This is a genomic window from Novipirellula rosea (assembly GCF_039541335.1).
In the GTDB taxonomy this organism is placed as follows: domain Bacteria; phylum Planctomycetota; class Planctomycetia; order Pirellulales; family Pirellulaceae; genus Novipirellula; species Novipirellula rosea.
Window position 1 is genome coordinate 145,905 of record NZ_BAABGA010000018.1, and the last position, 13,117, is coordinate 159,021.

The 13,117-nt window shown below is 55.5% G+C and carries 10 protein-coding genes; 6 read left to right on the forward strand and 4 right to left on the reverse strand.

Translation table 11 applies throughout. The annotated features are described in order from the left end of the window. The first annotated feature begins 659 nt into the window (after positions 1-659). Complete coding sequence (locus ABD971_RS07240) at positions 660-1,487, forward strand: hypothetical protein (RefSeq protein ID WP_345320745.1); 828 nt, start codon at positions 660-662, stop codon at positions 1,485-1,487. 349 nt (positions 1,488-1,836) lie between these two features. Here ABD971_RS07240 and ABD971_RS07245 read toward each other — a convergent pair whose 3' ends face one another. Together ABD971_RS07245 and ABD971_RS07250 are read right to left on the reverse strand one after the other, a co-directional pair. After that, the gene (locus tag ABD971_RS07245; protein WP_345320747.1) at positions 1,837-3,345 is read right to left on the reverse strand and encodes a hypothetical protein; all 1,509 of its coding nucleotides are present in this window, start codon (positions 3,343-3,345) and stop codon (positions 1,837-1,839) included. Continuing rightward, positions 3,342-4,385: a threonine aldolase family protein gene (locus tag ABD971_RS07250; RefSeq protein ID WP_345320749.1), complete on the reverse strand. Its 1,044-nt coding sequence runs from the start codon at positions 4,383-4,385 to the stop codon at positions 3,342-3,344. The genes ABD971_RS07245 and ABD971_RS07250 overlap by 4 nt, the downstream gene beginning before the upstream one ends. 136 nt (positions 4,386-4,521) lie before the next feature. On the opposite strand from ABD971_RS07250, the gene hisD reads away from it, so the two are divergent. The 4 genes from hisD to ABD971_RS07270 all read left to right on the forward strand — a co-directional run bounded on the left by hisD (position 4,522) and on the right by ABD971_RS07270 (position 9,019). Beyond that, positions 4,522-5,901 (forward strand): histidinol dehydrogenase, encoded by a 1,380-nt coding sequence (gene hisD / locus ABD971_RS07255; RefSeq protein WP_345320751.1) that lies wholly within the window; start codon positions 4,522-4,524, stop codon positions 5,899-5,901. A gap of 217 nt (positions 5,902-6,118) precedes the next feature. After that, positions 6,119-7,189: a histidinol-phosphate transaminase gene (gene hisC, locus ABD971_RS07260; RefSeq protein WP_345320753.1), complete on the forward strand. Its 1,071-nt coding sequence runs from the start codon at positions 6,119-6,121 to the stop codon at positions 7,187-7,189. Further along, complete coding sequence (gene hisB, locus ABD971_RS07265; protein ID WP_345320755.1) at positions 7,186-7,773, forward strand: imidazoleglycerol-phosphate dehydratase HisB; 588 nt, start codon at positions 7,186-7,188, stop codon at positions 7,771-7,773. Before hisC ends, hisB begins: the two co-directional genes overlap by 4 nt. 52 nt (positions 7,774-7,825) lie before the next feature. Next, positions 7,826-9,019: a DUF2786 domain-containing protein gene (locus ABD971_RS07270; RefSeq protein WP_345320757.1), complete on the forward strand. Its 1,194-nt coding sequence runs from the start codon at positions 7,826-7,828 to the stop codon at positions 9,017-9,019. Positions 9,020-9,325: 306 nt separating this feature from the next. On the opposite strand, the gene ABD971_RS07275 is transcribed toward ABD971_RS07270, so the two are convergent. Continuing rightward, positions 9,326-9,613, reverse strand: coding sequence for a hypothetical protein (locus tag ABD971_RS07275; RefSeq protein ID WP_345320759.1), 288 nt, complete (start codon positions 9,611-9,613; stop codon positions 9,326-9,328). A gap of 436 nt (positions 9,614-10,049) precedes the next feature. On the opposite strand from ABD971_RS07275, the gene ABD971_RS07280 reads away from it, so the two are divergent. Then, complete coding sequence (locus tag ABD971_RS07280; protein WP_345320760.1) at positions 10,050-11,351, forward strand: hypothetical protein; 1,302 nt, start codon at positions 10,050-10,052, stop codon at positions 11,349-11,351. Positions 11,352-11,641: 290 nt separating this feature from the next. Here ABD971_RS07280 and gatB read toward each other — a convergent pair whose 3' ends face one another. Beyond that, the gene (gene gatB, locus ABD971_RS07285; RefSeq protein ID WP_345320762.1) at positions 11,642-13,111 is read right to left on the reverse strand and encodes an Asp-tRNA(Asn)/Glu-tRNA(Gln) amidotransferase subunit GatB; all 1,470 of its coding nucleotides are present in this window, start codon (positions 13,109-13,111) and stop codon (positions 11,642-11,644) included. Positions 13,112-13,117 lie beyond the last annotated feature (6 nt).

The following is a 13,117-nucleotide window of genomic DNA, read 5'->3' on the forward strand; positions in this document are numbered from 1 at the left end:
TTGCCTGCGTGAAGTTGTGCCGACAATTGCCCCACCTGGGCGAGCCCAAACGGAAAGCGGCTTGATTGATTTTCGCAATCACATTTTCTGAACTTCCTGTTTCTAACCTTGTTTCTGCTTTCTTCACTAATATGTGTCATCTCGATTGCGTTCTCGATCGGAGCGACAGTGCCGCGTCAGAGTGGCAGCGTGCGTTTGCCCATGACTGGAGGACTGTGGACGAAGAAGGTTAGAAAATGCAGAAACGGATGCGTCTCGCAAGTCTCGACAGTCCCGTAAGCAACGCTGGTGGAGGCATTCGTAAACATGGGGTTCGCAATCGCATCGTTCAACCAGAGGGGCAAACCTCCTTCATTGTTTGCAATTGTTGCCTCCACGGTTTCCAAACTGGGTCTCTCGTGCCAATGAACCATTGTCAGAAAGCGAGCCGAAAACGATTCGAATCTGTGCGAATCGCGGTGCACCGTTGGGCTACGAAGGCTAGATCGAATCGATTGCCAGGCGACTCAATCTGGAATCAACGATGCGTCCACGAGTTCGACCATTGTCCGAAAACATATTGAAGGGCATCTGAACGCAGCATGAAGAATCGGAACGGTTTATGATTAGCTAAGCACGTCTAACGAACACCTCGTCCCTCTGCGTTCAGGTACACCTCCATGGCAATGCTTTTTCGAATTCATTCTTCACTAGTTGGAACCGCCGCGGCATTGTTGATCCTTACAACGATTGCACCTTGCAACGCTGAGACACCGGAAATTGTGGTGATAAGCAGTGCAGAAAGCTCGCAAGTACGTTCAATAGATAAGTTGCTTCAAGTTTCGTATGGGTATAACTATGAGCCAATTTCAATGGTTTGCAACATAATTAAAGAGTGGCGAGACCCTAACGGAATCGAAGATTATTGGTTTCATCCTTCCTTTTTGGAAAGTCCAAATGTTGTTCTGCTGATATTCGATTTGGATGTTGGTACTGTCGGGCCGGATCAGGCCGCCGCAATAAATAAGTTCGCAAATAGTCCTCGAACGATTATTGGAATTGGCAACGGACTGAAGAAGGTATCCGCTATCGACCAACACCGGCCCCAAAAGATTGACCAGACCAAATCGATTGACCTGGGCGTAATTTGTTTTGGATACGCTGGTTCTCGCAAAGGGCAGCGTACTACCCAAATATTCTTTGAAAGTGGTGTCTCAGTCGGTTTGAGCAAGCCACTCAGATTCCCCAGTTCCAAAGTCGAGGTGCCCGTTGCTTTATCTGGAACTGCAAAATTGACCTCTACGGCAATTCCAATCGCTCGGACAAGCACAGGAATTCCAGTGATTTGGGCATACTTGCGACCCTCAGGGGGCTGGTCGTATTTTCTCGATATCGACGACAAGTCGAACATTGAGCTTCCAGCGATCCGCGAATTGCTGGAATCCATAATCTCCAATTGCTTGGAAACATCAGCGTTGCCGGAGCGAGAAAAGGCAAATTCGGACTAAGGGGAATTCTACGGGGGAGGAATCAGCAAAAGCAGTCAACGGAGTGCGCCACCAACACGCGGAAACTACAGGTTGCATCGGCGAGAAACGATGTCACTATAGCCCGCCGCGCGGCAGTCTTTCTTTTCCGACCACGCGGATGGATAACGCCCTTTTGACGTGCGACGACAGCAACAGGAAACGCTTCTAGACATAGCCTATCGTTGGCTTACCAAGGCTGACTTGGACACAAATGACGTGTGAATGCCGGAGCGGCGGACGCGATTGAAACGTGCATCGTCAGCCGACGCGGATGCGAAAGGGCTACCGCTTGCGCCGCTCCGGCGTGAACCTGCGTCCTTGATCCGGCCTACGGCTCTGCGATGGCGACGGAAACACCTCCGAATGAGTGGACCTGGAATGCGGCCCCGAGCTGTTTTTGCAACTTTCGAGCGGGCCGTCGCGAGAGCACCACTTCGGGGGCAATCGCTAAAATACCGTGCAGCGGCTGATTACTGACGATCTCAACCACCAAATCGTCGCGAATTGGGTACGGGCCATCGACAACGTATCGCAGGTATTCGCCATGCTCAAAACGCTGATGCGGCTCGCGGAGCATGCTCTGCTCGATCAAGCCAGGATCAAGAAACACGATCGCTCCGCTGGACGCGACATCATTGACATGAGCCATTGCGTCTCGCCAATTTTCACCGCGATGCACGAGCCACTCACCACGACTCAGCCTGGCGGCCGTGCCCTGCGACTGCATCAACAATCCAATGAGCAGCACCATCAGTGTCCCGGCTGTGACCGATTGAACGGCGGTATTGCGTTCAATTGAAAACGATTTCGATGCCTCAGCAATCGCGGCGCCAAAAAACCATGCTAGCAGCGGTAGCGATGCGACCAAATAGCGTCGATGCCAAAGTGCGGCAAACTCGAAATAGGCTACGCCCCAAAAACAAAGAGCACTAACAACCACAATCGCGACAAACGCCAACATTAGCGACACGGCCTCGCGGGATTGCCGGACGCCGCGAAACCGCTGCCACAAAACCCCTGCTGTCCACACCAACAAGGGAACGACAACGAGGTACATCCAGGGCCAAATGTGTAGGACCTGGTTTAGCAAAGTCGCCGACGCGAAACTGGCCCACATCTTTCGCTCGTTCCAAACTTCAAGCCCACCACTTGCCACCAACGACAACGCCACCACCGCCAAGACAGCAGCGAACGGCAGATCCCATTTCGACAAACGCAGTGTAGCGTGCCAATCGGCGCATCCCCATCGCACGAGCACTGCGACGACCAACCACCCCAAAACTCCGAGCGAAGTAATTTGACACAATCCCGCCACCCCGATGGCAACACCAAGCCCCACCCACTGCAGCGAACGTCGACCGTCGGCGGGTGACATGCTCCACAACCGAGACGCGAACCCGCACGCGATCGCCGAGGCGAAGATCACGGCGGCGTAGGGCCGAAGTTCGGTGCCGAAAAAAATCGAGTTCGACTCGGCCGCCAACACCAAACCGGCGGCAACGCCGCCGACGAGCGAACGATGGAATTTCGCCACCGCAACAAAGACGCAACTGCATGCCACCGCAACGGCCGCTACGCTGCTGAGCCGCATCGCGATCTCGCCGTTGCCGACAAGCTGTTTCCAACCCCAAAGCCACTGGAAATAGAACGGTTGTTGATGGCCAAACGCCGACCGCGTCGTCACAGCAGCAAACGAATCGTTCACGGTCCAGGCCGTGTGCAATTCATCCACCCAAAAACTTTCCTCCGACGCAGGAAGTCGCAAACCGCAAGCGATCACAAAGATCACTGCGGCAATCACCCACAACGTCGACCGCTTCGGACAGACATCGCTCATGCCTTGGCATCAACCAGACGAGCGAAAATGTTACGCATTTGACGGATGTGATCCGAGTGAATGTCGAGATGTGTGACAAAGCGAATCGCCTGGTCACTGATCGCAAAACAACGAACTCCGTGCTCTTCCAGTTTCGCCACCCATGCGTCGGCACTTCCAAGATTCGGGGCGATCTCGACGGCAACGATATTGGTGTCGATACTATTTCCCCGAATCGAAAACCCTTCGTGCGACTGGAACACGTCACCGAGCAGTTTGGCGTGCTCGTGATCTTCAACGAGTCGGCCTCGATGGTTTTCGATCGCGTACAAGGCACCGGCGGCGATGATGCCGGCTTGTCGCATCCCGCCACCAAACAGTTTTCGCGTCCGACGTGCTTGTTCGATAAAATCGCGGCTGCCGACCAAGGCCGAGCCGACGGGGGCTCCGAGTCCTTTGCTGAAACAAACGCTGACGGAATCAAACGGCGCGGCGAGCTCGGCTTCGCTAATTCCCGTGGCGGCCGCAGCGTTCCACAGCCGGGCTCCATCGAGATGGGTCGCCAATCCTTCGGACTTCGCCCATTGGCACGACTCAACAACATCGGCCTGAGGCAAAATCCGGCCGCCGCCGCGATTGTGAGTGTTCTCCAAACAGAGCAGCCGCGTATGAACGAAGTGGTCGTTATGGGCACGGACCTGACCACGCAAATGCTCAATTTTCAGCACCCCGCCCTGCCCCGGGATCGTTTTCGCCACCAAACCCGACAGCGAGGCAAACGCCCCCTGTTCATACTGATAAATGTGGCAATCTTGCTCGCAAATAAACTCGCTGCCGCGATCACAATGAACTCGCACCGCAACTTGGTTGGTCATCGAGCCGCTGGGCATAAAGGCGGCGGCTTCTTTTCCGAGGATTTCTGCGGTTAAATGCTCCAGCCGCTCCACAGTGGGGTCAATATCGATGACCGCGTCACCGACTTCGGCTTCGGCCATCGCTTTCCGCATCGCGGGCGTGGGCTTGGTCAAAGTGTCGCTACGTAGGTCGATTTCTTGACGCATTGTGGATAATTCGAGGGGGCTGCGGCTAAACAAAACGCATTGTATCGGCTTATGATACCGTTGGGAGAGGCTTGCCCGCCTGTCTACGCATTCCGCCTGTCTACGAAACTGAACGAAGCCTGCGAATAAGCAAACCATGACCGTATCGAATCCATCTAGCTCAAACCTCCCAACGCTCCAGATCCAGCGAGTGGATGCTCGCGAGGGCTCGGCGGACATTTTGCTTCAGCTGCGTCAAAAACTCAGTCCCGCAGGCGATGTCGTCAGCCCCCGAGGCCGGGCGCTGACCGAAAAGGTGTTTGGCAAACCGTTGACGCCCGTGGAAGTGGTCCAGACGATTTGCAATGACGTCCAAACCGAGGGCACCGCGGCGCTACTGCGGTACTGCCAAGCACTCGACAATGCCGAACTATCGGCCGCCGAGCTTCGCGTCCCCGCCGAGGCACTTGAGCAGGCTCACGCCGCGGCGGATCCAAAATTGATCGAATCGATTCGCCGGATTCGTGACAACATCACCGAATTCCAGTCGGCGATCCTGCACCAAGATGCCACCATCGAGCCTCGCGCGGGCGTCCGTTTGACTCAGCGTTATGTGCCGCTCGAACGAATCGGCGTGTGCGTCCCCGGTGGTGCCGCCGCCTACCCATCGACCGTGCTGATGACGGTCGTTCCGGCCCAGGTCGCAGGAGTGAAACAGATTGCCGTGGTCGCTCCACCCACCAAGTTCGGTGCGTACAACGCCGACATGTTGGCGACGTGCCACGAGCTAGGTGTCACCGAAGTTTATCGGATGGGCGGCGCGCAAGCGGTCGCAGCGATGGCGTACGGATGCGACTGCATTGAACCGGTTCACAAGATCGTCGGTCCCGGCAACCTGTTTGTCGCACTGGCGAAGAAGCATGTGTTTGGAACGGTCGACATCGATTCGTTCGCCGGTCCAAGCGAAGTGATTGTGATCGCCGATGGCACCGCTCGAGCCGATTACATCGCCGCCGACCTCCTGGCGCAAGCTGAACACTCACCGGGATCCGCGATCCTGATCACTTGGGACGAAACGCTGATCGACGCGGTTCACGACGAGTTGGCGAAGCAAGTGGTCCAGCTCGAACGCAACGAATTGACAGTGGAAAGTCTCGAAGCCTTTGGGGCGTTGATCCTGGTTCGTGATGAACAGCAAGCGTGTGAACTCACCGACGACTTTGCTCCCGAGCATTTGCATATCGAAACCGCAAACCCACGCGACCAAATCGCCAAGATCCGCAACAGCGGCGCGGCCTTTTTGGGCCACCACACACCGGTGGCACTGGGCGACTACGCAGCCGGGCCGAGCCATGTGTTGCCGACCGGAGGGACTTGCACTTGGGCAGCCGGCTTGTCGAGCAACAGTTTTCTGCGAAGCGGAAGTATTACCGAGTTCGATGAACCTGCACTGAAACAAATCGCCGCGGATGTCGAGCGACTTGCCGAGAAGGAAGGACTGACCGCTCACGCTCGCAGCGTCTCGATCCGGCGATAATGATCGAATGTACGAATTCGTTCCCAGGCTCCTGCCTAAGACCGCACTGCGATTGAGGCTCCTGTCTCATTCGCCGAGAAGAGACGCCATGTTCGAGCGCGAAATACCGTGGTCTTTCGCGGAACGAACACTACATTCTTCCAAATTTTTCGCAGAGCGAAAAACGACAATGAATTTAACCATCCCGAGCCACCTTCTAGCTGAAACGAATTAAGAAGTGCCCGAGTCATCGTTCTTCCGTCCTGCCCTTGCCAAAATGCAGCCCTACACGCCGGGTGAACAGCCTGCGCCGGGCAAAACGGTCAAACTGAACACCAACGAAAACCCCTACCCGCCGCCCAAGGAGGTGGTCGAGGCGATTCAGCATGCGGCCACTGGTGCAATCAATCGCTACCCCGACCCGGTGGCGACCGCATTCCGCCGCGCAGCCGCCAACGCACTTGGGTTACCTGGTCCCGAATGGATCCTGGCGGGCAACGGCAGCGACGAGATCCTGACGATGCTGGTCCGCGGCTTCGTCGGCGAAGGGCAACGATTGCGACTGCCCTACCCCAGCTACATCCTGTACCGCACGTTGGCGGACATCCAAGGTGCCGATTGGGAGCAGGTTGCGTTTGAAGACGGCTGGAAATTGCCGGCCGCCTTTGGCAAAACCGAAAACGATGTGCGTTTGGTTTTCTTGCCTAACCCGAACAGCCCCAGCGGCACCGTGGTCCCGCCAGCGGAAATTGAGCAACTCGCCTCAACGATGACCTGCCCGTTGGTCGTTGATGAAGCGTATGCCGACTTTGCCGAAACGAATTGCTTGGACCTTGTCCAAAAACACGAAAACATCCTTGTAACCCGCACGCTTAGCAAATCTTACGGATTGGCTGGGATTCGGTTTGGTTTCCTGGTCGCTCAACCGCATGTGATCGCCGAGCTTGCCAAGATCAAAGACAGTTACAACTGTGACATGATTTCGATCGCCGCAGCGACTGCTGCAATGGGCTGCCAAGAATGGTTGGCCGACGTGGTCGCCAAGATGAACGCAACTCGATCACGACTTGCTGATCGATTGACGACGCTCGGGTTCAACGTCACGCCGTCGCAAGCGAACTTTGTTTGGTGCCAACACCCCAGCGGTGATCACCAAGGGATGTACGAATTTTTGAAGAAGAATCAAATCCTGGTTCGCTTCATGAAATTTCCCGAATGGGGCGACGGACTTCGTATCTCGGTCGGAACCGATGAACAAATTGACGCTTGCTTGATGATGCTCGAAAACTACTTGAAGAAGAACGCATGACACGCACCGCAACGATCGCTCGCAAAACGGGCGAAACCAATATCCAATTGACGCTGAACCTGGACGGGGATGGCGGTGGCACACGCGCATCGGGCATCGGTTTTCTTGATCACATGCTCGACCTGCTTGCCAAACATGCACTGATTGATTTAGACGTCAAGGCGAAGGGCGACTTGCACGTCGACGACCATCACACCGCTGAAGATATTGGCATCGCACTTGGCCAAGCGATGCACGAAGCGTTGGGCAACCGAGCGGGCATCCGACGCTATGGACATTTTACGTTGCCGATGGACGAATGCTTGGTGACTGCCGCGGTGGATCTCGGTGGTCGTTACGCGTTTGAATACCACGCACCGATTGCTGCGAGCAAGATAGGCACGTTCGACAGCGAATTGGTGGAACATTTCTGGCAATCGTTCGCGGCGAATTCGCACAGCAATCTACACGTCGTGTTGCACCACGGCCGCAATTCGCACCACATCGCCGAGTGTGTTTTCAAAGCGACCGCACGAGCAATCCGAATGGCGGCTGAAAGCGACCCACGAAGCGATGCGATCCCAAGCACCAAAGGCGTGCTGTAGCGACGGATCGATCAAAACCGGTGCCCTGAGACGCGATTCGATTAGGTGAGTGATGGAATTTATCTGGAATGACGGCGGACGGGCAGCCAGCGGGTTTGTGGGACTGACCGGCGACTGCGTCACTCGTTCGATCGCGATCGCCACGGGAACAAGTTACCGCGACGTCTATCGCGAACTCGGTGAGGTGAGCAATAAAACCCCTCGCAATGGAGTTTGCACGCATCATAGCGAGGCTTACTTAAAACAGCTGCGTTGGCAATACACATCGGGCCGCGGGTTGCGGTTCCTTGCCGACTCGCTGCCCAAAGGGGTCGTCGTGGTTCATTTGGAAATGCCCACACGACGACGTCACGGCCACTTCTGTACCGTGATCGATCACGTGATCCATGACACGTGGAACCCCAGCGAAGAACCCGACTATCAAATCGTGGGTTACTGGACGTGTGCGGCGACGGCGAGTGAAACCACCCTACCCTGCCCTGCTCCGGGATCATCACAAAACGCCGAGCAGGTGACGACACAAAAGGAGTTCGACAAGATCCTGCACCGGCTTCGCGCACTCGATAGCACGGCGAACAATCACGCCAGCACCGAAGGCGAGAAACGCAATGCGTTGCGAATGATGCAGAACTTGATGCTGCGACACAACCTGTCGCGTGAAGACATCAGCGACGATGACAATGTTGAAAGCGTCTGCTTCACCCGTCGAGCGTGCCCGGTCAACGGACGCCGAGCCTGTGCCTGGGAAAAATGGTTAGCTGCCTACTTGGTCACAGAAATCTTCCCGATGATAGGCTGGTATTACGGAGTCAAAGGCAACCGGACTTTGTTTTGGTTTTACGGACCGGTCGAGGACGTCCAGAACTGCATCACACTGTTTCGCGAGTTGTTACTAACGATTGCGACGGCAGCCCAATTGCAATACGGCGGCCACTCGCGTGGCAGCGGTGCGTCGTACGCCGAAGGCTACGTTCGCGGCCTGCCTCGCCACCATTCGCCTGACGATGACGACGCCACCCAACCGAGCGAAGTGGTCAGCGAAACCGCCCTGGTGCATGCTCGCACGATGGCGGTTCAAGATGCCGCACGAAAATGGCTCAGGCTCGAATGCGGCGTCTCGATCGTGACGACGTACGGAAGCGGCCGCAATCAACACGATCCGGCCGCGGCAGATCGAGGCAAACGGCACGGCGCGAAACATGATGTCACCGCCGAGAACGGCCGTAAACGGCTTGGTTCGTCCTGAGGCGGGTTTCTACCGGAACGCTTCGTGCCGCGCGGTCTTCGGTATTGCCATTCATTTTGGCCCCCTTGTGAAACCCCAACAAAAAGCCTGCCCCGGTGTTCCCGCCAAGAAGATATCAACGAACGGGAGCAAACGGAGAGAACAGAGGGGAATCGACAGAGCCTCCGTTTGCTCTGCGATGGCCTGTTCAATTCGACCTGCGCTACCGAGAACGCAATTACAAAAACGGACGCTGCAACCTTTTTTTGGGGGGGTAAAAGAAATGCCTCGCACCCAATAAACGAAGAAAGGTTAAAAAATGGAAGGTTAGAAAATGGGGACGCATGAACGCGCCGTGCCGGACGGAGGAAGCTTATGGCTTTCCGAGTTTTGCAACGATCGCCAACACGAACGATCACGACGTGCCGTGTTTCCGTGCAGATACAACGCTAAGTCGGCTCGCTCCTGTTCGCCCAGCAGCACTTCGTTGTTGCGATCCATCAAGACCTGCAGTTGCTGGTCAGCCTGCTTCGGCAGCCTTAGCACTGTAATACTCTCGACCCATTGCATTGATGCGTCAACCGTTGTGCCCATCGTTTCAGATCCCTTGATCATTGTGATGTTTCCATTTCTACACAACGTTGACGAATCAGGCGAAGACCGGAAAGCACTAGTGATTTCGTCCTTTCTTTTCCGAACCACTGGATAGATTCGCGAAATCTCACGGATCGCTTTGGGATGGAACTCAATTTGGCAAGTCGATCTTGCCATCAATGATCTTCCATGATTCGGACATACAGACTCCAGAAGACGAGCAATGACGTGACGGCTCATTCTATCAAGCCGCCGTTTTCTGGTCGAAGACCGACACCTCTCTACCGACGAAGTTGGTGGAGAGGTGACAGAACGATTGCGCAACCAAAAGTCACGACAAACCCAAAGTTTTAGCGGGCCAGCCTAAGCCGCCCCGCCCCCACAACATTGACGCGGCGCGGCACATTCTATACCATCGGGTACACAAACGCCCCGCCCTCCTTGCGTTCGCACTGCAATGAAACCTACCTGCTATCTGAGACTCGCCTCCGTCTTTGCCACATTGCTCGTTTTGTCTGGCGGATTAGATGGCAGCAACATCGCGTTTGCACAACTGAACCTCAGCTTCGATATCGAAGAGCCTCCGTTTGAATACACAAAAACCGAGGATCACAATCGGGTCAGCCGGTTGATCGCCAAGCTGAAGTCAAAAGAGATCAAGCCGGAGTACACTCGCGAGCAAGGCTATCTTGCTTCGATGCTGGATGCGTTGGAAATACCAGCATCCTCACAGACGCTGGTCTTTTCCAAAACCAGTTTGCAGGTGCGTTACATCTCGCCCCGCAATCCGCGGGCGATCTACTTCAACGACGACACCTATGTGGGCTGGGTCCGCGGCAGCTCGTTGATGGAAATTTCGACGGTCGACCCGAAGCTGGGGGCGGCGTTTTATACCGTCGACATGATGCCATGGCGTGCTAAGATCGAGAGAGCTTCTTACGACTGCTTGGGATGCCATGTGACGTCGATGACGCAAGGCGTTCCGGGGCATACCGTCCGCAGCGTTTTGCCCAGTATCGACGGATCGGTCAATGCGCAAACGGCATCATCCATCACCTCGCATCGCAGTCCATTCTCGCAGCGTTGGGGCGGCTGGTATGTGACGGGCCGCCACGGCGAGATGACGCATAGCGGCAATGCGCTGCTACGAGGCGATCGACTGGACACCCGCGACAACGGCAATCGATTGAATCTACGAGACGATTTTGACACGTACGACTATTTATCGCCGTACAGTGACATCGTCGCACTCATGGTGCTGGAGCATCAGTCGCAATTGCACAACACGATGACCCGCGCGGATTTCTCGGTGCGTCAGTTGCAACACGAAAGCGATGGCGAAGATCCGACAGTAGCATCTGAGAACGAGTGGCGAGCCCAGTTACACATGATCGCTAAACCGGTTGTCCAAGAGATGCTGTTTTGCGACGAGACCAAATTGACGAGTGAAGTCAAAGGGTTGCTTGAGTTTGCACATGCGTTCGAAAGTCGCGGCCCCCGCGATGACCAGGGACGCTCGCTGCGTCAGTTCGACCTCAAGACACGAATGTTCAAATACCCGCTCAGCTATCTGATCTACTCGGAAGCGTTTGATTCGCTGAGCGAGGAGCTGCGCCGCGAGGTGATCCGTCAATTGCTGGATGTGCTCGAAGCACGCGACACGTCGGCGGATTACGCTCATTTGACGCCACAAATGCGACATGACATCCTGGAAATTTTGCGAGCCACGAAGCCTGGATTCGAACGAGACGCCAGCTAAGCACCGCCAATGTGAGTCACTCAACATCATGTTGTGATCCGGCGGGTGAAGTGTTCCCCGGACTCACGTCCGGGGCTACTGTCTGCCGTCGCTATCGCGACTAAGAATCGAAACACAACTTGCGTGAACTAAATTACCACGGAATGCCGAATTTCTAGCGGCGCGGCACGAGCCTCGGCCGTTCCCATAACCCACCGAAACTCTTGACGACTTCCGCTACGAAATGCTTCACAGCGATGGCCGCGGCGCTGACAAAGTGGATGGTAGTTGCTTAACGACAGCGACTTGGCCTAGGACTGGATCAGCCGCAGTAGCGTCTCGCGGACTTTGCCAGGATTGGCATTGGGGTTCTTCTTTTTAGCTTGGCCGATCAGCGCTCCGATGGCTTGCACCTTGCCGCCTTGCACATCGGCTACGACTTGGGGATTCGCGTCAAGCAGTTCTTGGCAGAGTGCATCCAACTCGCTGCTATCGACCTTTTCGATCCCCAGCGACTTCATTGCTTCCTCGACGGTCACGTTGTGCTCGAGCATGTATGCGAACACATCACGAGCACGCGCGTTGTCGATCTCGCCTGCGGAAACACGCTTGAGCAATCCACCAAGCTGCTCGCTGGAAACCGCAAACGCATCGATCGTCGTATCTTGCTCTTTCAGCGTTCGCATCACGTCCTGCTGGATCCAAGAACTCGATCGCTTGGCGTCTCCGGAAACCTCGGTCGCTCGCTCAAAGTAGGCGATCATTGCCGGGCCTTGATTGACGATCACGTTGGCATCGTAAGTTTTTAATCCGTACTGGCCTTGCAATCGGTTGATCGTTGCTTGAGGCAATTCGCCGAGCGTCAGCCGCGCCTGTTCGATGCGTTCGGCCGGGATACGGATTGGTAACAAGTCGGGATCGGGGAAGTAACGGTAGTCGGCCGACTCTTCCTTTTCACGCTGAACGAAGGTCCGTTCTTTCGAATCGTCCCAGCCCCGCGTCGTTTTGGCTCGATCATCGATCGTCAATCCGTCGGCTTCCCAATCGATGTACTGTCGCTCGATCTCATACTCCAGCGCCCGCTCGACGGCGCGGAAACTGTTCATATTTTTGACTTCGACGATCGGCGTGGCGATCTTTTTGCCATCGGTTTCGATGTGCAAGTTCACGTTGGCATCGACTCGAAGACTGCCTTCTTGCATCTCGCAATCGGAAACATCCAGATGCATCAGAATCAATTTCAATTGCGTCAAATACTCGCGGACCTCTGCCGGCGATCGCAGATCGGGCTGGCTAACGATTTCCAACAGCGGCGTGCCACAGCGATTCAAGTCAATTCGCGTGTCGCTTTTGCCCGCGACTTCGTCATGCATACTCTTGCCCGCATCCTCTTCGAGATGCGCGCGAATGATGCCGATATGCCGGGTGCTTTCGTCGTCGGCGGGATCGACAATCTCGAGACAACCGTCGGCACAGATCGGCAAATCAAATTGGCTGATCTGATATCCCTTGGGCAAATCGGGATAGAAGTATTGCTTGCGATCCCACTTGGTCATCTCAGGAATCGAACAATTGATTGCCAACCCGGTGCGGATCGCCAAATCGATCGCCGCTTCGTTGATCACTGGAAGCGCGCCGGGAAGTCCCAGACACACCGGACAGACCTGCGTGTTCGGCGGCGCCCCAAATTCCGTACTGCAACCACAAAACAGTTTCGTTTTTGTCTTGAGTTGAACGTGAACTTCCAGCCCGATGACGGTGGTGACTTGATGAGTGGACATTGGCGC

Coding starts and splice junctions, on each gene's coding strand:
- ABD971_RS07245 (WP_345320747.1), bottom strand. CDS start 3,345: ATGAGCGATGTCTGTCCGAAGCGGTCGACGTTGTGGGTGATTGCCGCA.
- hisD (WP_345320751.1), top strand. CDS start 4,522: ATGACCGTATCGAATCCATCTAGCTCAAACCTCCCAACGCTCCAGATC.
- ABD971_RS07270 (WP_345320757.1), top strand. CDS start 7,826: ATGGAATTTATCTGGAATGACGGCGGACGGGCAGCCAGCGGGTTTGTG.
- hisB (WP_345320755.1), top strand. CDS start 7,186: ATGACACGCACCGCAACGATCGCTCGCAAAACGGGCGAAACCAATATC.
- ABD971_RS07280 (WP_345320760.1), top strand. CDS start 10,050: ATGAAACCTACCTGCTATCTGAGACTCGCCTCCGTCTTTGCCACATTG.
- ABD971_RS07240 (WP_345320745.1), top strand. CDS start 660: ATGGCAATGCTTTTTCGAATTCATTCTTCACTAGTTGGAACCGCCGCG.
- ABD971_RS07250 (WP_345320749.1), bottom strand. CDS start 4,385: ATGCGTCAAGAAATCGACCTACGTAGCGACACTTTGACCAAGCCCACG.
- gatB (WP_345320762.1), bottom strand. CDS start 13,111: ATGTCCACTCATCAAGTCACCACCGTCATCGGGCTGGAAGTTCACGTT.
- ABD971_RS07275 (WP_345320759.1), bottom strand. CDS start 9,613: ATGATCAAGGGATCTGAAACGATGGGCACAACGGTTGACGCATCAATG.